Annotated in this window: 21 protein-coding genes; 16 read left to right on the forward strand and 5 right to left on the reverse strand. The window is 45.1% G+C overall.

Annotation, left to right across the window (positions count from 1 at the left end):
* Positions 1 to 95 precede the first annotated feature (95 nt).
* The 6 genes from LA20533_RS06465 (at position 96) to LA20533_RS06490 (ending at position 5989) form a co-directional block, all read left to right on the forward strand.
* Positions 96 to 851 (forward strand): ABC transporter ATP-binding protein, encoded by a 756-nt coding sequence (locus LA20533_RS06465; protein ID WP_056945949.1) that lies wholly within the window; start codon positions 96 to 98, stop codon positions 849 to 851.
* On the forward strand, positions 848 to 2881 hold the full coding sequence (locus LA20533_RS06470) for an FtsX-like permease family protein (RefSeq protein WP_056945950.1): 2034 nt from the start codon (positions 848 to 850) through the stop codon (positions 2879 to 2881). The genes LA20533_RS06465 and LA20533_RS06470 overlap by 4 nt, the downstream gene beginning before the upstream one ends.
* 1 nt (position 2882) lies before the next feature.
* Positions 2883 to 3620, forward strand: a complete 738-nt coding sequence (locus tag LA20533_RS06475) for an MBL fold metallo-hydrolase (RefSeq protein ID WP_056945951.1) — start codon at positions 2883 to 2885, stop codon at positions 3618 to 3620.
* Positions 3621 to 3875: 255 nt separating this feature from the next.
* Positions 3876 to 4274: a transcriptional regulator SpxA gene (gene spxA / locus LA20533_RS06480; RefSeq protein ID WP_054745870.1), complete on the forward strand. Its 399-nt coding sequence runs from the start codon at positions 3876 to 3878 to the stop codon at positions 4272 to 4274.
* Between the two features lie 123 nt (positions 4275 to 4397).
* Positions 4398 to 5042 (forward strand): adaptor protein MecA, encoded by a 645-nt coding sequence (locus LA20533_RS06485; RefSeq protein ID WP_236693767.1) that lies wholly within the window; start codon positions 4398 to 4400, stop codon positions 5040 to 5042.
* An 83-nt stretch (positions 5043 to 5125) separates the two neighbouring features.
* Positions 5126 to 5989 carry a competence protein CoiA gene (locus LA20533_RS06490; protein WP_056945952.1) on the forward strand — a complete coding sequence of 288 codons (864 nt, stop codon included), beginning with the start codon at positions 5126 to 5128 and terminating at the stop codon, positions 5987 to 5989.
* Positions 5990 to 6011: 22 nt separating this feature from the next.
* Here LA20533_RS06490 and LA20533_RS06495 read toward each other — a convergent pair whose 3' ends face one another.
* Together LA20533_RS06495 and LA20533_RS06500 are read right to left on the reverse strand one after the other, a co-directional pair.
* Positions 6012 to 6644 carry a DsbA family protein gene (locus LA20533_RS06495; RefSeq protein WP_056945953.1) on the reverse strand — a complete coding sequence of 211 codons (633 nt, stop codon included), beginning with the start codon at positions 6642 to 6644 and terminating at the stop codon, positions 6012 to 6014.
* A 77-nt stretch (positions 6645 to 6721) separates the two neighbouring features.
* Entirely contained in the window at positions 6722 to 7315 is a 594-nt protein-coding gene (locus LA20533_RS06500; protein ID WP_056945954.1) for a CYTH domain-containing protein, read from the reverse strand.
* Positions 7316 to 7441: 126 nt separating this feature from the next.
* Between LA20533_RS06500 and yjbM the strand changes: the two genes are divergently transcribed.
* The 4 genes from yjbM to mgtE are packed head-to-tail and all read left to right on the forward strand — an operon-like array spanning position 7442 to position 11165.
* The gene (yjbM, locus tag LA20533_RS06505) at positions 7442 to 8077 is read left to right on the forward strand and encodes a GTP diphosphokinase (protein ID WP_054745881.1); all 636 of its coding nucleotides are present in this window, start codon (positions 7442 to 7444) and stop codon (positions 8075 to 8077) included.
* Between the two features lie 13 nt (positions 8078 to 8090).
* Positions 8091 to 8900: an NAD kinase gene (locus tag LA20533_RS06510; RefSeq protein ID WP_056945955.1), complete on the forward strand. Its 810-nt coding sequence runs from the start codon at positions 8091 to 8093 to the stop codon at positions 8898 to 8900.
* A gap of 5 nt (positions 8901 to 8905) precedes the next feature.
* Positions 8906 to 9805 (forward strand): RluA family pseudouridine synthase, encoded by a 900-nt coding sequence (locus tag LA20533_RS06515; RefSeq protein WP_056945956.1) that lies wholly within the window; start codon positions 8906 to 8908, stop codon positions 9803 to 9805.
* The gene (gene mgtE / locus LA20533_RS06520) at positions 9795 to 11165 is read left to right on the forward strand and encodes a magnesium transporter (protein WP_054745884.1); all 1371 of its coding nucleotides are present in this window, start codon (positions 9795 to 9797) and stop codon (positions 11163 to 11165) included. The genes LA20533_RS06515 and mgtE overlap by 11 nt, the downstream gene beginning before the upstream one ends.
* 89 nt (positions 11166 to 11254) lie before the next feature.
* Here mgtE and LA20533_RS06525 read toward each other — a convergent pair whose 3' ends face one another.
* The 3 genes from LA20533_RS06525 to LA20533_RS06535 form a co-directional block, all read right to left on the reverse strand.
* Entirely contained in the window at positions 11255 to 11914 is a 660-nt protein-coding gene (locus tag LA20533_RS06525) for a copper homeostasis protein CutC (protein ID WP_054746018.1), read from the reverse strand.
* A 28-nt stretch (positions 11915 to 11942) separates the two neighbouring features.
* Complete coding sequence (locus LA20533_RS06530; protein ID WP_054745886.1) at positions 11943 to 12767, reverse strand: undecaprenyl-diphosphate phosphatase; 825 nt, start codon at positions 12765 to 12767, stop codon at positions 11943 to 11945.
* A gap of 62 nt (positions 12768 to 12829) precedes the next feature.
* A complete protein-coding gene (locus LA20533_RS06535; RefSeq protein ID WP_054745887.1) occupies positions 12830 to 13849 on the reverse strand; it encodes a lactonase family protein in 1020 nt (339 codons plus the stop codon).
* A 106-nt stretch (positions 13850 to 13955) separates the two neighbouring features.
* On the opposite strand from LA20533_RS06535, the gene LA20533_RS06540 reads away from it, so the two are divergent.
* From LA20533_RS06540 to LA20533_RS06565, 6 genes are all read left to right on the forward strand, one after another.
* A complete protein-coding gene (locus tag LA20533_RS06540) occupies positions 13956 to 14336 on the forward strand; it encodes a PTS glucitol/sorbitol transporter subunit IIA (RefSeq protein ID WP_054745889.1) in 381 nt (126 codons plus the stop codon).
* 28 nt (positions 14337 to 14364) lie between these two features.
* On the forward strand, positions 14365 to 15582 hold the full coding sequence (locus LA20533_RS06545) for an AI-2E family transporter (RefSeq protein WP_054745891.1): 1218 nt from the start codon (positions 14365 to 14367) through the stop codon (positions 15580 to 15582).
* 182 nt (positions 15583 to 15764) lie between these two features.
* Entirely contained in the window at positions 15765 to 16277 is a 513-nt protein-coding gene (gene trmL / locus LA20533_RS06550) for a tRNA (uridine(34)/cytosine(34)/5-carboxymethylaminomethyluridine(34)-2'-O)-methyltransferase TrmL (protein WP_054745893.1), read from the forward strand.
* A gap of 111 nt (positions 16278 to 16388) precedes the next feature.
* Positions 16389 to 16799 carry a DUF1149 family protein gene (locus LA20533_RS06555; RefSeq protein ID WP_056945957.1) on the forward strand — a complete coding sequence of 137 codons (411 nt, stop codon included), beginning with the start codon at positions 16389 to 16391 and terminating at the stop codon, positions 16797 to 16799.
* 8 nt (positions 16800 to 16807) lie between these two features.
* Positions 16808 to 19141 carry an FtsK/SpoIIIE family DNA translocase gene (locus tag LA20533_RS06560; protein WP_056945958.1) on the forward strand — a complete coding sequence of 778 codons (2334 nt, stop codon included), beginning with the start codon at positions 16808 to 16810 and terminating at the stop codon, positions 19139 to 19141.
* Complete coding sequence (locus LA20533_RS06565; RefSeq protein ID WP_056945959.1) at positions 19141 to 20373, forward strand: M16 family metallopeptidase; 1233 nt, start codon at positions 19141 to 19143, stop codon at positions 20371 to 20373. Before LA20533_RS06560 ends, LA20533_RS06565 begins: the two co-directional genes overlap by 1 nt.
* Position 20374: the final 1 nt, after the last annotated feature.

Genomic DNA, 20374 nt, shown 5'->3' on the forward strand with positions numbered 1-20374 from the left:
CCCGTAATTACCGGTTGTGGCTAGTTAGGTATCCGATGTTTTTTCTGCTAAAATGAGCGTAGCAAGTGATTGAAAGTCCTAATCGAGGTTAGCAAATGAGCATTATTGAGCTGCGGCAAGTCTCAAAGACATACGGAATAAAGAAAAACCGTTATAGTGCGGTCAACAACGTCAGTTTCCGGATTGAACCAGGTGAATTCTTGGGCATCATGGGACCTAGTGGTGCGGGGAAGAGCACATTATTAAACATGGCGTCTACGCTAGACTTTCCCACTAGTGGTACCGTCTTGTTGAACGGAAAGGTGACGACCGGCTTAAACGAGCGCGAATTAGCGGATTTTCGTAAGAACAAATCAGGCTATATCTTCCAAGATTTCAGCCTCCTCGAGAATTTAACCGTGCAGGAGAATATCGAGTTACCATTATTGGCAGACCATGTTGCTGCGCGTGAAGTGTGGCGGCGTGTGAGGCAGGTGGCCCAACTGTTATTGTTAGAGTCTGTTTTGAACCATTACCCAAGTGAGCTTTCCGTCGGCCAAAAGCAACGGGTCGCGGCCGGACGGGCCATTATCAAGCGCCCCGCAATTATCTTTGCCGATGAACCAACGGGGAGCCTCGATTCACGGTCTGCTACTGAGCTGTTGCAATTCCTGTCGGAGGTCAATCAAAAAGAACAGACGACCATCATGATGGTGACGCATGATCCGTTCACGGCCAGTTACTGCAAACGGATTATATTCGTGCGTGATGGTCAGATTTTCTCCGAGATCAACCGCGCGGAAAGTCGCCAGGATTTCTTTGAGAAAATCATCAACATGCAAGCGGTCATTGGTGGGGGCCCCAAACGATGATTATCAAGTTTGCGCTGAAGAACATCAAGCACACCGTTGACCACCTGCCAATCTTTCTGCTCTCAGTTTCTTTCTCGATTATGGTTGCCTTCTCGTTTTTTCAAATTAGTATGAATGACCGAGTTAAGCGAGAACTGGTGGAAAATGTGGGCATACTTGGCAATCAAGGGCTAGCAACCCTGATTTCAATCCATTACTTCATTATTTTCTTTATCTTTCTGTTCGTTCTCTATTCCAATAACTTCTTCATGCGCCAGAAGAGGCGGGACGTGAGCGTGCTTTTATTTGCCGGCTTCTCCAAGCTACAAATTGCCAGTTACTTCATGGTTCAGATTCTAGTCATCGGCCTAATCTGTCTGACTGCCGGAATTGGCCTTGGCTTGATTTTCTCCCGCCTGATTTACATGTTTCTTCTGAAATTAATGGCGCTGGACATTGCACCAATTCTTAGCTGGGATTTACAGGCTGTGCAGGAGATGGCCGTGTTGTTTGCGCTCGCTATGCTGATTCTATTCCTAAACATCATCTATCACATCACCAAAAATAGGGCTTCATTTATCGTCGATAAAGAGACCCGCTTCAAGAAACCAAAGGAGAATTGGCTAATTCAAGTGCCGTTTGGGCTATTCTCCCTCTTCGTTTTAGCCTATGAGTTGTACTGGTGGCTGGCCGATTTGCCGTTTCGGATGCAGCATAACCTGACGACGATTAGTCAGGTACCCGCCGTGATTGCCTCCTTTAGTATTGTGGCGTGCTATGGCTTCTTCAAGTGGACGTTGCCACTCATGATTAATCTTGTGAAGAAAATGCGGTTGCAAAATGATGTGCAATTGATCTGGTTGAATAATCTGAAGCAGTCGTTGCTGCAGAACAGCTTTGTCCTCACGATTATTACGTTGACTTCGATTGTCGCACTAGCTATCTTTAGCGCACTTTCGTACGCTTACCCATACCGCCAACAACAGATACAACGGGATTCGCCCACACAACTTTCCATCACAGCGGCTAAGCTACCGGCAGTGGAAAAGATTGCGTCACGTAATAATGTGAAGCTCAGTAAGCGTGGTGAGACGAAGGTCAAAGTACTTGTGGATCAAAATGGTGGAGAATATTCTGCATGGAGTTTCATTCAATTTAGTTCGTATAACCAATTTATTGGCCAGATGTTTCATAAATTACCCGTACACCTTGAGCCAAATGAGACGATTTTCCTTTCAGATACAGGTGAGGACAACCCGCCTGCTGCCGGTCGGGCGAATGCCAGCGAGTTTCTCCTGCGAGCGCAGATTGCAACCGGGACGCCAGAGCTGAAGATTACTGACCAATCAAAATACTTTCCAATGGGACGCTACATGTATTTCTCAAATACGTTGGTGGTAACTGATGGATTATTTGCTCAAATTACGCCCCAGTACGAATATCGAGTGCTTGGTTTCTCGCTAGAGGGTGAGCTGACAACGAAATTTAAGCGTGCTATGGCTCAACTTAGCAAGACGGGAGAACGAGACCCCGTAGTTTATTTGGGGTTGAATAAGGCAGATAAAGTGCAGGTAGATACTTCGTATGACATGGAGCACTACATCGCAAGCAAACAGGAGTTTAATTTCCTTGAACAGGAAAATGACCGTTTCAAGCAGCTGATCGGGTTAGCGGTCTTTGTTCTCCTGTTCCTGGGCTTGCTCCTAGTTCTCGCTAGTGGCAACCTGTTGCTCCTGAAACTCCAAGATAGTACCTTTGACAATTTGCACGACTTCCGTATCTACCGGAGGATGGGCGGTACTAAGCGGGAGCTCAAACGAATTTTGTTGCGCCAAACGAGCATCTTCTTTTTTGCCCCCGTGTTCATGGCGGTGATTGCCAACCTGGCATTTTTACCCGTGATGACGGGTGAATTCAAGGTCGCGGGCTATGTCTGGCCAATCGTTGTCTACATCATCTATATTACGCTCAATAGTCTGTTCTATTACATTGCTTACCGCAATTTTGATACCTTAATTTATAAATCCGTGATTGAAAAGAAAGGGGATTAAGATGCAAGTTACAGTTTTAGGGATATATGGTGGTTACCCATACAATGGAGTGCCTAGCAGTTCGTACCTCGTACAGGCGGGTGACTTCAACCTTTTGCTCGATGCTGGGAGCGGCTCGTTGTTGGCACTTGAGCGGGTCCTTGACCCATTGCAATTGGATGCGGTACTACTAACGCACTATCATCACGATCATGCTGCTGATATCGGTGTCTTACAGTATTATTGGCAACTACATCAGGGAACGAGAAAGGAACCAATCTTACCAATTTACGGTCATGATCGGGATCCACTCAACTTTGCCAGTCTAACCCTGCAAGGGGTGACTGAAGGACGCGCTTATCATGACTACGCAGCAACCAAGATGGGGCCGCTCACACTGACTTTTCTCGAAACCAAACATCCGGTTCCGGCTTTTGCCGTTCGCATCGAGGATCAAACGGGTACGGTTCTAGTCTTCACGGCGGATACGGCGTACTTCAACGAATTAGTCGAATTCAGCCAGTCAGCTGATCTGCTGATTACGGATACGAATTTTGCTGCTGCTAAAACAGGGCGGAAATGGCATATGACTAGTGTTGAAGCTGCAACTTTAGCAAAAAATTCAAATTCGAAATCACTATTGTTATCTCATTTGCCCCAGCAAATTCCGCTCGCACAGATTTTGACAGAAGCGAGTGAAGTCTATCCCGGAGCCATGCTCGCACATCCCGGCCAAACGTACTCCTTACCAAAAGACTAGACCTTTTGAATGAAATCGAGCGGAAGTAATCAATATTATAAAAATAAAACTATCTAAAAAATTTGCAAGAAATTCTAATGGATAGAAATAGCTCAACCACGCCGTTTAATAAATAACGGAGGCTCTTTTATTTGGAAAAATACTAACTAAAAGAAAGCAATTTCAAAAAACTATAGTCATACCAATTTTTATGTTGTATAATATAAATATGAATTAAGGAAAACAAGTTAGTTTTTGTAAAGGAGTGTGAGTTTTATGGTAAATCTATACACATCACCAAGTTGTACATCTTGCAGAAAAGCTAAATCTTGGCTTAAAGAACATAATATTCCATTTGTAGAGCGTAACATCTTCTCCAATCCACTATCGAAGGACGAAATCATGCAAGTATTGCGCATGACTGAAGATGGCACAGAGGAAATAATTTCTACCCGCTCTCACGCCTTCCAGAATCTTGGTGTCTCGATTGATGATCTTTCAATCGATAAACTATTGGATTTAGTTGTGCAGAATCCTGGCCTATTAAGAAGACCAATCATCATGGATGAGAAGCGGCTCCAAGTAGGTTATAACGAGGACGAAATCAGACGTTTCTTGCCAAGAGAGGTAAGACAACTTGAGCTGCAACAGGCACAAGAGTTGGCCGGATTTTAATGACTTTTAAATGCGATAAAAAGAGAAGCTAATGGCTTCTCTTTTTTATATTGGAGGCTAAAACTTTACTTTTAACACGAACAATGTAGAATATGTGTAAGATAAGAGGTGGTCAATTTGGAAATGAAACGTGTCAATGAAAATACGATTCGGGTTGTGTTGGGCGCTAAGGATCTTGAGGAGCGCGGAATTACGATGCTCGATTTACTAGGTAATCAGGGTCAAATTGAGAACTTCTTTTATAGCATCCTGTCCGAGGTCGATAGTGAGCATGCATTCGCAGATAGCGAAGCCGTTACCTTCCAAGTAATGCCTAATACCAATGGCCTCGAGTTATTGATTAGCAAATCAGGTGTTAGAACAGGAAAGAAGAGTAATCAGCAAAATAATCTCTCGCGCCAAGAAATATTGCACGGCTTGGATGAGCTCTCGCTTAGCAGTGACCGGCTCACCACTATTCAACAGGAGGATCATACACCGGAGCTCGCGAGAACCTATGAGTTTGCTCAGTTTGAAGATGTTATTGGTCTAGCGCATGAACTAAAAGTTAATGGATTGACATCGAAGCTAATGGTTTACCGGGATGTTTATTACTTAGAACTCACATTTGAAAGTGCTGACTTCAGTGAGTTGACGGCAACGGATGCGTGGGTCATCAGTAACGAGTTTGGGTCAGTGGCTGCTAAGTCGTTTGCCGAAGTCAAGGAAAACGCTAAAGTGCTGTTTGAGCATGATGCGCTCGAGAACTTACGCTACTACTTTAACTAATCAAAAAATAATTTGAGAACAAACAGTCAATTTCATTAATGGAATGACTGTTTTTTTGCGTACTTCTAAGTGAGGTAAATAAAATGTATGCAGCACTATTAAATGAGGAGTTGGTCACGGCGGTGGCTGTTTTCGCCCGCGATAGCCAGTCTATTCAGGAGCAAAACTTCGTCTGTCCTAATTGTCGGAAACCAGTCCAGCTGATTGTTTCTGGGCGGTCCGGCCCGTTTTTTAGACACCTCAACACGCGCTTTCGAACAGCTGAGACGCCGGAGCATGAGCTGGGTAAGAAAATTATTTTTACAGCAGCACGAGCTCTTGGCTTGGCGGCAAAGCTCGAGGTGCCACTAGCAAACGACCAGATTCGAGCGGATGTGTACATTGAGACACTCGGACAGACTTACGGCGTCGAGTTACAATGTGCACCATTAACTACGGCTGAGTTTAATGTACGCCATAACTTTTACCACGACGCTCGGATTAGTGATGTTTGGCTGCTCGGAAAACGACATTTCTTGCACCGGAAAATAAAACAAATTCACTTAGATTTGCTCCGTACCAATGCAGACTGGGGTAGTTATCTGATTGAGGTCGATTCATTCGGCCATCTATTCAGGTTGAAATACAATATTCAACAGGATGATTTGAGTAGAAATTGCCGTTATCAGACACAACAATTTGCATTAGATGAACAGGGACTTCTAGCCTTAAAGCAGTTTCGGCCACGTAAACTGCTCAATTATCGGTATGATTATGTGGCTGGCAGTAATTACTTGAAACAGCAGGTCCGCCAACAGACTGCGCTCGGTAAACAGCTGAGTTTGCTATGTTATGAGCGAGGTATTCCTGTGCTGGAACTGGCTGAAAGCGAGCTGGTAGGCTACCGCAAACCGGGTAAAGATGTCTATCTCCTAGCGAGGATTGCGCAAAAAAGGGTAAAAAAATAGCCAGTTGACTGGCGTTATTAGTTTAAAGAACTGTTAAATTACCGTATCTCTGCTGCATATTATTGTAGCTGGTGGCAAAATCATTTGCTTCAAACTGGGTTAAGATAATTTTATTAAGGACGTCTGGTTCGACTAGGCCCTCAATTAACACGCCACAATCATCATCTTTCTCGTAGTTGAAGATGATGGTGGTTGGTGTGGTCTTAACGTTTAATTCGGTCGCTAGGTCAAAGTCAGCATCCATAGCTTGCTTGCAATAGCGGCTAGCACGATTGGCGTTGAATGCTTTCAAATTGATGTTTAGTTCACTTAGAATCCGGTGGACCAGATTAGTGGAGTATGGTTCATGGTGGACGTTAATCGCATTTTGGAGGCGGAGCAGGAATCTGCGGGCCTTCTTGTTACCAAATAAGGAGACTGCGTGGTAGTCACGGAGTGCATTATAGGTCGCAGTAGCTACTTCGTTATGGACCTCAAGACTAGATAATGATAGTCCGCGACGCTTGATGTCTGCCCGAATGGTCTCGATATTCGAGATTGGAATTACGTGGTATTTGACCTCTTGCTTGGTTGATTTGATTGTTTGAATCACTGCCTGCTCATTCTTGAAACAAGCAACGCCGATTGGATTGACAAACAAAAAAATTTCAATCATGTATTATTTCCCTCCAGGTACATCTTTAACAAATACACTCTAACAGATTTTTGTGAAAACTAAAAGTAAAGTAGCTTTTAACGGTGTGCTAAAGCGCGATCACGCTTATTTTGAATTGGTTTTTGAACTATGTGAAATTTGTTTTGCAAGAAATCAAAAATGAATTTCAGCTTCGTGGAATCCGTTCCCTCGATTTCCAGCTCGTGGTCGGTCGAACCATCCCGATAAGTTGTCTGGTCGACCGTGATTAGTGTATCATCTGGTCCCAGCAGAATGGTTCGCTCAGTTGTGGCGGATGCGAAATTAACTAATTTAATGTCTGCAAAATGCTGGGTAAGATAGGCGCCAACTGTCCCGGCAAACCCGGCAGCTGTGCCCTTTATTAGCGACTGGGCAGTTTGATCGTTAATCCGATCTGTGATTTCTATGAGTTGTCTGCCGGTAGCAGAGCTTCCGGTCAACGGCAACTTAAGCGTCTGGACGAAGGAGTGGGCAGTTAGATCATGGCGGATTCTGAGCCCAATTTGGGCATTGTTTAGTTCAAAGTCCGGTGAATCGAAGTAATAATTGGTCTGACTGACCGTGTTTTGTTTCTCGTAGGCAGCAATCAATTTGTGGTAAGTCGTGCGATCGATTAGCGACTTTCGTTCTTGTTCGATTTCTTTAGTCATATGTCACCTCGGGCTAAATATAATGTGCGAAAGTACAACATTTTTGCTTCAGCAATAGTATAATACAAACTTTGGTTTTGAATATGGTAAAATTAGATGATTGTAAGTAGCAAGGAGTTAGCAAGTATGCAAAATTGGGATGCATTTTTATGGCCTTATGAACAAGCCGTTGACGAACTGAAAGTGAAGTTTCGTGGCTTACGCGATGGATTTATCACCGAAGATAGGCATTCGCCCATTGAGTTTGTAGTCGGGCGAGTAAAAACGATAGAGAGCATCAAAGAAAAGTTAGATAGAAGAGTAATTGCACCAGAATTAATTGAGCAGGATATGCAAGATATCGCGGGTATCCGCATCATGAGCCAATTTGTGGACGATATCTATGACGTAGTAGAACTGATTCATAACCGCAATGACATGACGGTCATCGAGGAGCGGGATTACATCAGAAATGCCAAGCCAAGCGGCTACCGCTCTTACCACATGGTGATTGAGTATAAGGTATTCTTACCAACTGGTGAGAAGAAAATCCTGGCGGAGATTCAGCTTAGAACGTTGTCGATGAATTTCTGGGCGACAGTTGAGCATAGCTTGAATTATAAATATAATGGCGAATTCCCTGAGAAAATAAGTGCTAGGTTGAAGTCGACCGCTGAGGCCGCATTTCAGCTTGATGAAGCGATGTCCCAGATTAAAGATGAGGTTCAAGAGGCACAGCGCTTTTTCCACAAAGATAAGGGTCAGAACAAAGATATCGAGTAGTTGAGGTTGACAGATGAAAGTTGCAATTGTAAATAATCATAAAGAGAAAACATTGAGTGTCGTTAAGAAATTGAAGCTGCTTTTGAAAGAGACAGATATTCAATTAAACCAGTTGCAACCAGATATCGTGATTACAGTGGGCGGTGATGGCACGTTATTAAACGCCTTTCACCAGTATTACCAAATTGTCGACCGGATTTCGTTTGTCGGAATCCATACGGGGCACTTGGGATTCTATACAGACTGGCGTGATTATCAACTCGAGGAGTTGGTGGATGCATTAGTCCACTCGACGCCGGAGTCTGTTTCTTACCCGCTTCTCGAGCTTGACGTGACCGACGATGAGGGTAAGAAGTCCTATCTGGCTTTGAACGAGGCAACGATTAAGCGGATGTCCCAGACTCTAAAAGCAGACATCCACATTAAGAACGAGTTCTTTGAGAGTTTCCGGGGAGATGGCGTCTGCGTGGCTACACCAACTGGTTCCACCGCCTACAGTAAATCACTTGGTGGCGCGGTTTTGCACCCACGGTTGAAGGCACTGCAGTTGACCGAAATCGCCTCGATTAATAACCGCATCTACAGGACGTTGTCCTCACCAATCGTGATTGCCCCGGATGAATGGATTACCATCTACCCCGAATCACAGGATGATTATGTGGTCACGCTAGACTCACACGAGCTACGGCACAGGAGAGTGAGTCGTCTTGATTATCGTATTGCAAAGTCCCAGATTAACTTTGCTAAATTCCGCCATACGCATTTCTGGTCGCGAGTCGAAGATGCGTTTATCGCGCAAAAAAATAATAACGAGCAATTTTAGCAATTATGTTACTGAAGTTTATTTTTCAGAGAAAACAACCGGAACGCCTTGGTAATTTCCTCCTAGAACACGGAATTACGAAGCAGGCAATTACAGCGGCAAAGCACCATGCGGGATTAATTCTGGTCAACCACAAGAGAAGGCACACAACGTTCATGCTGCAGGCTGGCGATGAGGTCCTCTTTCTGACCGGAAAGGAACCGGTAAATGAAAATCTGAGGCCGAGCAATTTACCCATTGAGATAATTCACGAGACGAATTCGTACCTGTTGCTTAATAAGCCCGCGGGGCTATTGTCCATGCCCTCAAAGTATAATCAGACAGATTCGGTGGTCAATCGGGTACTAGGCTACCTCGTGCGTACAGGCCAGCTAGATGCACGACCACACCTGGTCAGTCGGCTGGATCAGTTCACGAGTGGGTTGATACTGGTTGCTAAGAATAGTCTGACCCACGCTGCTTTTGCTGCATTACATAAAGATGTCTTCGTGAAGCAATATCAGGCAATTGTTCATGGCGCATTTATGCCCAACCAGATGCATGATCGGGTGGTGGCACCCATTAGCCAAGTGCGCGGATCGGTTAAGAGAACGGTAAGTGAATCAGGCCAATTCTCGGCGACTAAATACACGGTGTTGGAGCAGAATTATCGTGCTGCTAGAGTGGCTTTGCAGTTAGAGACAGGCCGAACACACCAGATTCGTGTCCACATGCAGTACATTGGTCATCCATTATATGGTGATCAACTTTACGGTGTTGCCGATGAACACTGGCGCCAGGCGCTCCACTGCTATTCTTTGACCTTTCCTGATCCTTATACCCATGAGCAAAAAACATTTGAAATAAATCTCCCAGTTGATATGATAGAGCTTTGGAATAGATTGGAGGTAAACAATGAAAACTGAAGAAAAAGAGAAAACGACTGACCTGGACTTTGAACGACTAAGGCAGTTGATGAATACCAATAAGATTCAAGTCTTCAAGAAGGAATTGTTGAACCTCCATTTCTATGATCAGGGCCAGTTCTTCATCAGTCTTGACTCGACAGGACGGAAGAAGATGACTAAGTTACTGTCTCCTAAAGAGATGGGTGACATGTTTGATACGCTGCCGGATGAAGAGCAGGATACACAGGATTTCCTCCAGGAGATGGAGCCTGAATATGCTGCGAACATGTTGAGTGAGATGTACAACGATAACGCCGCCGATATCTTAGAACATCTGGATGATAAGGTGTCTGAAGTCTACCTTGATTTGATGCCGGAGCGGGATGCCAACAAAATTCGCCGGTTGATGCATTATGGCGTCGATACCGCCGGTGGCATCATGACCACTGATATGATAAGTTTGAAGCCCGACACGACGATTATGGACGCCATCGCGAAGATTAAGCGTGATGCGGACTTGGCAGAGACGGTCAACTATTTGTACGTGACCAATTACGAGCGGACCCTAATTGGTGTAATCTCCTTGCGTGAGATTTTGGTGGCTCCGGCCGACGCCTTGGTCCAGGATGTGATGACGGAGAAAGTGATCTCTGTTCACCCCGAGATTGATCAGTCGGATGTGGCGCAAACGATTCGTGATTACGGCTTCCTGGCGGTACCAGTTATCGATTCACAAGAACGTCTCATTGGGATGGTGACCGTTGACGATATCATCGAGGTTATCGATGACGAGGCACAGTCAGACTACTCAGGACTTGCAGGTGTTAACGTGGATGACGTTTCAGAGATGCCCCTGACGGCCACAATGAAACGTCTGCCGTGGTTAATTACACTGCTCTTTTTGGGGATGCTCACCGCGACTTTAATCAATCACTTCGACGTGTTGTTGAATGAGGCCAGTATTCTGGCGGTCTTCATCTCACTCATCACCGGTACGGCTGGTAACGCCGGGACGCAAAGTCTGGCCGTTGCCGTGCGCCGTCTCGCCCTGAGTGATGACGAACAGCCGAGTATGATGAAGATGATCATCAGTGAAGTGATCACAGGTTTATTAATTGGTATATTGACCGGCGTTACAGTTATGGTCCTTGTTGGCCTGTGGAAGCAGAATTTTATCCTCGGTGCGGTGATTGGCCTCTCGATGGCTACCGCAATCTGGGTTGCAAATATGGCAGGAAGTTTGATTCCTCTTGGGATGGACAAGTTGGGCTTTGATCCGGCGGTCGCCAGTGGACCGTTCATCTCTACGCTTAGCGACTTGACCAGTGTGCTGATTTACTTCAATATTGCATCACTACTCATGTCATCATTTCTCTGAAAAACAAAAGAGCGTTCCAGTTGCAAATCAGTAAATGATTTGCAGCTGGAACGCTTTTAATGTGTCATTGATACTCATTTTGTAAATGATTAACGCCAATCAGTCTTGACGTTCGCTAGTGGTACCAATTTGGTTCCGTGGAGTTGCTTAACCGGTAGTTGTTCCAGTAGTTGTTGGTAATTCTGGTAGTTAATACCACCACCGGGTAGCACCTCAATCGCAGATCCGGCCCACTCGATGATTTCTCGTAAGTGGGGGATCGTCCGCTCAATTGGTTGGTCTAGGGCGCCACCGTGTGTTAGCACACGAGTGACTTCGTGCTCAACTAGCCAATCTAGACTAGCACGTTGTAGTTCAGGCTTAATCATGTCGAAGGCCATGTGCAATACGACTTGCATCCCGCCGCTGGCCGCAATAAGGAGCTCCATGGCCTCCTCATCTAGTTCACCGCCTGAGGTGAGAGCGCCAAAGGTCACGGCATCGACACCTAGTTGTTGCGCTGTGAACAAATCGTGCTCCATAATCTTCAACTCGAGGTCGTTATAGACGAAATTGCCGGCGCGGGGCCGAATCATGGCCACTAACGGAACCTGTTTCTCACCCAGATATTTGGCAGCTTCTTCTAAGACGCCACGGCTCACCGTCGTACCACCAACGGCGAGGTTATCGTTTAACTCAATGCGCGTCGCGCCGTTAGCTATGGCTTCCGGAATCTGGGTGAAATTCTCGACCGCAACTTCTTTAATAATCATGTGAATCTCCTTTTAGTAATACTAGTTAGAATACAAAGCCAATCAGTATAACAAGAATACCTAAGATAATCCGATACCAACCAAAAGGTTTGAAATCATGCGTTTTGACGTAACTCAATAAGAACTTAATTGCGAGGTAAGCGACGATGAATGAGACCACCATACCGACTAACAGGATTGGCAGCTGCATTCCCGTAAACTCGTTACCCTTGATGAAGAACTTGGCTAGCTTTAAGAGGCTGGCGCCAAACATGGTGGGAATCGCTAAGAAAAACGAGAATTCCGTCGAGACAAACCGGGAGGCCCCGATTAACATTGCGCCGAGAATTGTGGCGCCAGACCGGGACGTCCCCGGTACGAGTGCTAGTACCTGAAAAAGTCCGATGAGTAGGGCAGTCTGGTACGTTAATTTGTTCAAATCTGTGATGGCGAATCGGGCGTGCTTATTGCGGTTTTCAAGCACGATAAACAAGATACCGTAGATAATTAGGGTCGTTGCAATCACGGGCCAGCTCGTCAGGTGTTCCTCCATAAAGTCGTTTAGCGGTAAGCCAATGATGATGGACGGAATGGTGGCTACGATGACCTTCAGCCAAAGCGTCCAAGTCTGGCGCTTTTCAGCGGGCCGCTTACTTGGTGAGAAGGGGTTCAACTTGTTGAAGTAAATTAGGATAACCGACAGGATGGCACCAAATTGAATGACCACCATGAACATGTCGATGAAGGCCTTAGACTGACTTAATTTGATGAAATAGTCGGCGAGGTAGAGATGACCTGTTGAGCTAATTGGCAGAAATTCGGTGATGCCTTCGATGATTCCAAGGAATATTGCGCGTAAAATGTCCAACATGGGTGATATAACTCCTTTAGTTTCGATTGATTAAGATTGTGTTGTGGCTTGTTTGTAACGCCTTAAATTGAATCTTCTCTAAATAAAACACGGGTTGCTTCTGGGACAACGATATTCTCCTGAACCATCGTCAAAAAGCCTGTCGCGGTATTGCGTTTGTAGAGTGTCGCGTTATCAGAATTCTGGTTAGCGACAACGACGTTTGTCTCACTCGAATCCCAATTGAAGTCGCGTGGAAAGTCTCCGTAGACACTTACTTGTTGGATTAATTGCAACTTAAACGTCTCTTGGTCGACTTTAAAGACAGCGATACTATTGTGCCCCCTATTGGAGACGTACAAGAATTGACCGTCACGCGATAACTTCACGGCAGCTGCTCCGTTTTGAGCGGTGAAATCTGCTGGGATTGTTTTATAATAACCGAGATTGGTGAACTGCCAACTACGCTCATCAAAGCGCACAACGTTGACCTCGCTGGATAATTCGCCGACAACGAACATTACCGGTGCAGTGGTGTGGAACACGATGTGCCTTGTCCCAAAGCCCTTTTCATTCTGGTAACTTGCTAGGTGTTTGAGCTCATGGCCATCAAGGTGATAGAAATCAACCGTATCAGTACCGAGGTCTGCACTTACCAGATTACCAGCAGGTGTCTGGTCGAAGTAGTGGGGATGTGCAGTAGTTTGTTCAGGCTTTGGGCCTCTACCCGCATGCTTGACGGAAGCGACGAGTTCAAGCTGCTTGGTTGCATATGAGAATACTTGCAGAAGCTCGCCGTGGTAATTGGCGGCGTAGACTAACTTCTCGGGTTCGTTTAGTCCTACGTATGCTGGTGGCGAACCTGCGGCTAAGAATGTATCGACTAATTGTGCCTGCCCGTTTTCAAAGTGGTAATAGGCAAGGCCCCCCTTGTCGCCGTCTTTTAAAATTGAAAATAAATTATTATTTGAATCTATTTGGAAGTAAGTTGCATTTTGAATGGGGACTTTGAGCTCTGGTGTTGTCAAGGCTCCATTTACTAACTCACTTGTGTAAATTCCTTTACTTGATGTCTTTGTGTAACCGCCAAACCAAATTTGCATAAATTTTTCCTCCTATATCGGAAATAAGTTTAACATAAAACTGACTGTAGCTAGCGAACTTTTAAAATTCTTATGCTAAAATGATAGCTAAGGAGACGTGAAAAATATGAAATGGAATACAACGATTACAAGTATTGGTGCTAACGCAATTGATCCAAAAGAAGACATCGTGATTTTGTTCGGTGAACAGGCAACGGTTGAGATTCAAGACGTCGCAATCGTCCAACGATTCGACGAAGAGACACCACAGAGTAGCTTTGTTTTCAAGAAAGACGATAGCGTAACGATTGATGGCGAGACCTATCTGGCGCTCTATGTGGGCCAATTAGTGCAGTCAAACGTGAAGGCCATTGGCCACGCAACCTTAGTTTTCACAGACCACGTACCAGAACAAAAGCTACAGAATGCCATTTATTTGGACAAGAAAGAGTCAGATCCAATGCCTAGCTTCAAAGTTGGTGACTGGATCTCGTTTGAACACAAATAATCAATACAAGTGAAGGTAGAGAAGACAGATGTCAGAAAAGCATGAGGAAAAAGTTACAGTAGGCTCGTGGTTTGGTCGCTGGTTTATCAATAATAAATACACGATTGTCATGTTAAACGTGCTCTTGACCGTGCTTGTGCTTTGGGCACTTAATCGAGTCTCATTTATCTTCGATCCAGTTGCTGCGTTTATTGGCGCAGTCCTACCGGCAATTATCCTTGCAGCAGTCCAGTATTATCTGATGAACCCTTTAGTTGATATGTTGGAACATAAGTACCATGTACCACGAACAGTGACGATTATTGTCCTGTTTCTTCTCGTGGTTGGTCTCATCATCTGGGCGGCAGTCACTCTCATCCCCATGTTACAATCACAGATTCAAGGAATCATCGACAACTGGCCAGCTTACTGGAAGGCGACCGAGAATGCGGTCAGCAACTGGTTGAGCGACCCGCAGATGAAGAGCCTACGTACTAGCCTACAGAACTATTCCGATCAGATTCAAAATACACTGTTGAAGAGTGCTAATTCGGCCGTGTCGGATACGGTGACGCACTTAAGTACGGCGGTGAACGTGATCACAGTTGTCTTTATGACGGTGTTAACTGCACCAATCTTGCTGTTCTATATGCTTAAGGATGGTCGGCAACTAAAGGGAAAGCTGGCCTACTTCTTTCCTATCAAGTATCGGGCTAAGATTAGCGATATCTTGAGTGATATTAATAGCTCAATTGCCGCGTACGTGCGGGGACAGCTGATCGTAGCATTCTGGGTTGGTGTGATGTTCTCAATCGGTTACTCTGTTGTGGGCTTAAATTACGGCTTAACGTTGGGGATTGTCGCTGCTGTCTTGAATCTCATTCCTTATTTTGGTACTTTCGTCGCGGTCATCCCCGCGTTCATTATCGCGTTGTTTGACTCAACCGGAATGTTGTTTAAGGTAATCATCGTGTTTGCCATCGAGCAAACAGTTGAGAGCAAGGTGGTTAGCCCACTGGTGCTTGGTAACAAGATGAACATGCACCCCATTACGACAATCTTGGTCCTGGTTGGGGCCAGCGCAGTCTGGGGGCTTTGGGGCGTTATCTTCGCTATTCCCATCTACGCAATTTTCAAAATTGCGTTCCAAAGAATCTTCGACAGTTATCGTATCAGAAGTGGACTTTATACCGATGATTTAATTGCCGAGGGTCTTGTGGTAAAGCCGCAGGACGAGGTAGAGCCACCGTTAGATAAGGAAGATTAGCAAAGTAAAATAAAGTTGCTTTAACCGGTTAATAGTAGTATATTCTTGATAAGGTTTTTATCAGATGTTTTTATCAGGTTCTGCTTGTTAAAAACGGGTGATAATAATCGTACTAACGTAACGCTTTGCCGTGTAAATCACCGAAGCGCTGCGTTTTTTTATTGGAAAGGATTTTTAATCTCATGACTAATCACGTTGTTTTGTTTGAACCATTGATGCCGGCCAATACCGGTAATATTGCACGGAGTTGTGCGGGTACCAATACGGTATTGCACCTGATTGAGCCACTAGGATTTCAGCTTGACAATAAGCACATGAAACGTGCGGGACTGGATTATTGGGATGAAGTGAACGTTGTCATGCATGATGATTTGCCAAGTTTTATGGCAACGCTGAAAGCTGACGATAAGCTGTTCTTAATCTCAAAGTTTGCTTCTAAGAGTTACACAGATGTTAATTATGAGGATACGAATAAAAACTATTACTTCCTCTTTGGTAAAGAGACAACCGGTTTACCGGAAACGTTCATGAAAGAGCACGCAGAGTTGGCCCTGAGAATTCCGATGTCCAATCATATTCGGGCGTTCAACTTGTCTAATAGTGTGGCGATTGTCCTGTTTGAGGCGCTACGGCAGCAGAAATTCACAGGAATGGAACTAGCTCATCGTTACGAGCACGATAAGCTAAAAGATTAAAGTAGGCTAAAAGACAACTTTCAATTGCAGTAATTCGTGCTAAATAGCATAATTAAACATAGTACTAACCTAAATTTGCCAGTACGGCTAACTTCTCAGAGAGGGAAAATTATGAAATTTAACAAAAAACCAATATTAGTCCGTTCATTTCATTATGATATTGCGACAAAGGAACCGAAAGTTAAACAGGATATTCAGGTGGCAATGCGGCAAATTGAATTCAACAATCCTGCTGATGCCGAGATGACGGGAGAAACGGGTAATTTCTTCGAAATTATGGTTCCGTTTGAAGTGGCGCCGACGCCTGGTTACTTTGAAGTTAGTGGTCAGATTACGCAGATTGTGCAACTGGTCGATTATTTCGGTAATGCGCAGGAGCTTGATCCGGAGATTCTTGGGAAATTATCGCGTCCTTTGGTCGAGACAATCGAGACATTGACGTACCAAGTAACGAGTATTGCATTGGATGAGGGAGTTAACCTGAGCTTTGTCTCCGGAGAATCTGAGCAAGCAGGAGAATAAGTTTATTAATGGCGAAGAGAAAAACAAAGAAACGCGTGAATAAACAGAAAAGGGCCAATGTGATTCTTGGCCTTTTTGTGGTGTTCGTGGCCTTCTTTACATTGCTAGACTTAGGCCTATTGGGTCACCAACTTGTCAACTCCTTTCGGGTATTCTTCGGGGATCTGTATGTTTTAAGCGCCCTGATTGTCGGCCTGTTTGGGTTGGTCCTTGTCATCTACGCCAAACCACCGCGACTATCCGTTAAAAGGTTGACCGGGTTTCTGATTACTTATTTTATGGTTCTGACACTGGTTGCAGCGCATTATTATTCTGAGATTATGGTGCACCGAAATTTCGTAGCTGTTTTCTGGAGTACCATGAAAGATGAGTTTGTTCGGGGCGCTAATACAGTTCCTGTCGGCGGTGGTCTCATTGGCAACGTGATTTTTAGTGTTTTCTACCCACTTTTTGGTCAATTGGGTACTTACATTGTCGCGGTGGTGATTGGTCTAGCCGGCTTGTGTATGTTCTTTGATCTGAAGTTTGCTACTATTCTGCATGGCTTCCAGAAGTTTGCGCAATTGTTTATCGTGAAAAGCCAGAACGTGGCAGTCGCGTCCAAAGAGAAATTTCATGATTTAAAAATCGAGCAGGAACAAAAGAAGAAGGAGCGTGTTGAGGCTGAGCCATGTGTCGACCCGCTAGCTGCCTCACGGTCAGATGATCTCCCAAATACGTCCGACTTTGATCATCCATCTAGTTCAGAAAGAGACCACGATCCTGGTCAGCAAGTTCGTGAAACACCAACCGTTGACTCAACAGAGCAATACAGTACAGATTCTGCACCAACGAAGGATGAGGCACAGAGCGCTTCTGGCGAACCGGTTACCTCCTTTAGCAATCTAAACCAGCAGAATATCAATGAGAAATATCAATTACCACCAATGAGTTTATTGAAGCCGTACAAAGAGGCTGATCAAAGTGCGGATAAGTCACTTATTGCGAAGAATACGCAAGTACTACAGCAGACCTTCAAGAGTTTTGGCGTCGCTGTTAATGTCAAAAAAGCGGTGCTTGGGCCAACTGTAACCAAGTATGAGATTCAACCGGCAGTGGGGGTCAAGGTTAGTCGCATAGTCAACCTCGCCGATGACTTGGCTCTCGCACTCGCTGCTAAAGACATTCGAATTGAGGCACCAATTCCCGGTAAACCACTAATTGGGATAGAGGTGCCTAACAAGGTTACTTCAGCTGTCGGTTTTAGCGATGTGATTGAGCATCAGCCAGAACCTGCAAGAAGTCATATTCTCCAAGTTCCACTTGGTAAGGATGTCTCGGGCCAGATTATTAGTGCTAATCTGGCAGACATGCCCCACCTTTTAATCGCCGGTTCCACCGGTAGCGGGAAGTCCGTTGCAATCAATACAATCATTACAAGCATCCTAATGAAGGCTTATCCAGACGAGGTGAAACTTGTCTTGATTGATCCAAAGATGGTGGAGCTTTCTGTCTATAATGGCATCCCCCATCTGTTAATCCCCGTCGTGACCGACTCCAAATTGGCCGCAAATGCCCTAAATAAGGCCGTGAAGGAAATGGAACGCCGCTATGAGCTCTTCGCTGCCAGTGGTGTGCGGAACATGACTGAATATAACGTGCGGGTTAAGGAAAATAATCAGAATAAAGATAATCCAGCAATGGAGCTTTTACCGTATATGGTCGTCATTGTTGATGAGTTGTCTGACTTGATGATGGTTGCAGGCCGTGAAGTTGAAGCAGCGATTGTCCGTCTGGCACAAATGGCACGTGCTGCAGGGATCCACATGATTCTCGCAACGCAAAGGCCATCCGTCGACGTAATCACCGGTCTGATTAAAGCTAACGTCCCTTCAAGAATTGCTTTTGCCGTCTCAAGTGGTATTGATTCAAGAACGATTCTCGATAGCCAGGGGGCTGAAAAGCTGATTGGTCGTGGTGACATGTTGTTCCTCCCAATTGGTGCGAACAAACCAGTGCGTGTCCAAGGCGCCTTTATTTCTGTGGATGAAGTAGAGAACGTGGTTGACTTCGTCAGAGAACAAAAAGAGGCGGAGTACGATGAGTCGATGATTCCGACACATGAAGAGGAGTCTACACCGGATCAAGACGAGCCCGAGGATGAATTCTTTGATGAGGCCGTCGATTTGGTACGCCAACAACAAAGTGCCAGTGTGTCGATGCTTCAGCGCCGGTTTAGGATTGGTTATAATCGCGCGGCACGTCTGGTCGATGAAATGGAAGAGCGAGGAATAATTGGTCCTTCGGAAGGTAGCAAGCCTAGAAAGGTTCTGTTACCACCGGAAGATCAAGGAGATAATTGATGATAGAAACTAGCAATGTACATTTTTTCCAAAACAAAAAATTTCAAACAGCCCAACTTGGCTGTTTTTTTAGGTTACCACTCACGCAGGAGAATCTGGCATATGCCACCCTTCTTGCGCTCTATCAAGGCAATGTTTCGCACCGTTATCAGACAATGCAACAACAGGCCGCACGCTTGGCGGAATTGTATGATGTCAATCTAAGTATTTTCCCCCAGGTCCGCGGTAACCAAATTATCTTTCAAGTGCGTGTTGAGTGGATTGAACCTAGCCTGATTTTGGACCAGGACTACACAAATGCACAGGTGGTGGAATTAGCACGTGCTATTCTGCTAGAACCTTTATTTACCGACAATGCAGGGGAGATGCTCAGGTACACCAAGAATGAGTTGTTTGACGAAATCGATGAGTTCTTCGATGCACCCGATAATGTTGCATTCTATGATTTCTACCAACAATACTACGTCGATCACCCCGACTACTCTAGAACGCTGTTTGGTGACATTGACCTGCTACACAAGATCAGTCTAGAAGAGCTCCATGATTTTCACAGGCAGCTATTAGATGCACCTGCACTGGTGATTGGTACCGAAAGGGACGTTTTAGAATTAACGGACCTTGTGATGGCAAAGCTAGTCACGCAGATTCCTGGTCTTAAACGTGAATTCACGGAGCAAAATCTTAGAATTGCTCCCGTAGAGCACGATTATCAGGAAATTACCAAGCAGTTTGGCGCACAACAAGCACAGTTATTTATGGGCTACGCAGTGTTAAATCCACCGATCAACCGCTGGATTGGCAACGTCTTTACGCAATATTTGGGTGGTGATGAATCATCTATTCTGTTTAGGAACGTGCGTGAGAGGCTGGGGGCAGCATATGCAATTGACGCCTTGAATTACAATGACAATAACCTTTTAGTAGTGACTGCTGGCCTGGAAAAGGATAAGGTAGAGGCGAGTAAGCTGGTGATTAAAGACGAGCTACAGAAGATAGCTGCGGGGGCAATTGACCGCCAACTACTGGAACAGGCGAAAAGTTCACTCGTAAGACAAAGGAAAATGTTATTTGACCGCCAGAAGAACATCATGGCCGTGAAGCTAAACGCCGAGTTACGTGGTGTAAAAGAGTCAGAGGCTGAGATAGAACGGCAGATCACCCTGGTCTCCCAAAAGATGATCCAGGATTTTGCCAGCCAACTATTGCTAAAAGAAAGTTACATTTTGGAATAAC

The organism is Amylolactobacillus amylophilus DSM 20533 = JCM 1125 (genome assembly GCF_001936335.1).
Taxonomy (GTDB): domain Bacteria; phylum Bacillota; class Bacilli; order Lactobacillales; family Lactobacillaceae; genus Amylolactobacillus; species Amylolactobacillus amylophilus.

Excerpts from the sequence above, each read along its gene's own strand:
- LA20533_RS06565 (WP_056945959.1), top strand. The coding sequence starts at position 19,141 with ATGATAGAAACTAGCAATGTACATTTTTTCCAAAACAAAAAATTTCAA.
- LA20533_RS06465 (WP_056945949.1), top strand. The coding sequence starts at position 96 with ATGAGCATTATTGAGCTGCGGCAAGTCTCAAAGACATACGGAATAAAG.
- LA20533_RS06535 (WP_054745887.1), bottom strand. The coding sequence starts at position 13,849 with ATGCAAATTTGGTTTGGCGGTTACACAAAGACATCAAGTAAAGGAATT.
- yjbM (WP_054745881.1), top strand. The coding sequence starts at position 7,442 with ATGCAAAATTGGGATGCATTTTTATGGCCTTATGAACAAGCCGTTGAC.
- LA20533_RS06490 (WP_056945952.1), top strand. The coding sequence starts at position 5,126 with ATGTATGCAGCACTATTAAATGAGGAGTTGGTCACGGCGGTGGCTGTT.
- LA20533_RS06555 (WP_056945957.1), top strand. The coding sequence starts at position 16,389 with ATGAAATTTAACAAAAAACCAATATTAGTCCGTTCATTTCATTATGAT.
- LA20533_RS06470 (WP_056945950.1), top strand. The coding sequence starts at position 848 with ATGATTATCAAGTTTGCGCTGAAGAACATCAAGCACACCGTTGACCAC.
- LA20533_RS06545 (WP_054745891.1), top strand. The coding sequence starts at position 14,365 with ATGTCAGAAAAGCATGAGGAAAAAGTTACAGTAGGCTCGTGGTTTGGT.
- LA20533_RS06560 (WP_056945958.1), top strand. The coding sequence starts at position 16,808 with ATGGCGAAGAGAAAAACAAAGAAACGCGTGAATAAACAGAAAAGGGCC.
- spxA (WP_054745870.1), top strand. The coding sequence starts at position 3,876 with ATGGTAAATCTATACACATCACCAAGTTGTACATCTTGCAGAAAAGCT.
- LA20533_RS06475 (WP_056945951.1), top strand. The coding sequence starts at position 2,883 with ATGCAAGTTACAGTTTTAGGGATATATGGTGGTTACCCATACAATGGA.
- trmL (WP_054745893.1), top strand. The coding sequence starts at position 15,765 with ATGACTAATCACGTTGTTTTGTTTGAACCATTGATGCCGGCCAATACC.
- LA20533_RS06500 (WP_056945954.1), bottom strand. The coding sequence starts at position 7,315 with ATGACTAAAGAAATCGAACAAGAACGAAAGTCGCTAATCGATCGCACG.
- LA20533_RS06515 (WP_056945956.1), top strand. The coding sequence starts at position 8,906 with ATGTTACTGAAGTTTATTTTTCAGAGAAAACAACCGGAACGCCTTGGT.
- mgtE (WP_054745884.1), top strand. The coding sequence starts at position 9,795 with ATGAAAACTGAAGAAAAAGAGAAAACGACTGACCTGGACTTTGAACGA.
- LA20533_RS06530 (WP_054745886.1), bottom strand. The coding sequence starts at position 12,767 with ATGTTGGACATTTTACGCGCAATATTCCTTGGAATCATCGAAGGCATC.
- LA20533_RS06540 (WP_054745889.1), top strand. The coding sequence starts at position 13,956 with ATGAAATGGAATACAACGATTACAAGTATTGGTGCTAACGCAATTGAT.
- LA20533_RS06485 (WP_236693767.1), top strand. The coding sequence starts at position 4,398 with ATGAAACGTGTCAATGAAAATACGATTCGGGTTGTGTTGGGCGCTAAG.
- LA20533_RS06495 (WP_056945953.1), bottom strand. The coding sequence starts at position 6,644 with ATGATTGAAATTTTTTTGTTTGTCAATCCAATCGGCGTTGCTTGTTTC.
- LA20533_RS06510 (WP_056945955.1), top strand. The coding sequence starts at position 8,091 with ATGAAAGTTGCAATTGTAAATAATCATAAAGAGAAAACATTGAGTGTC.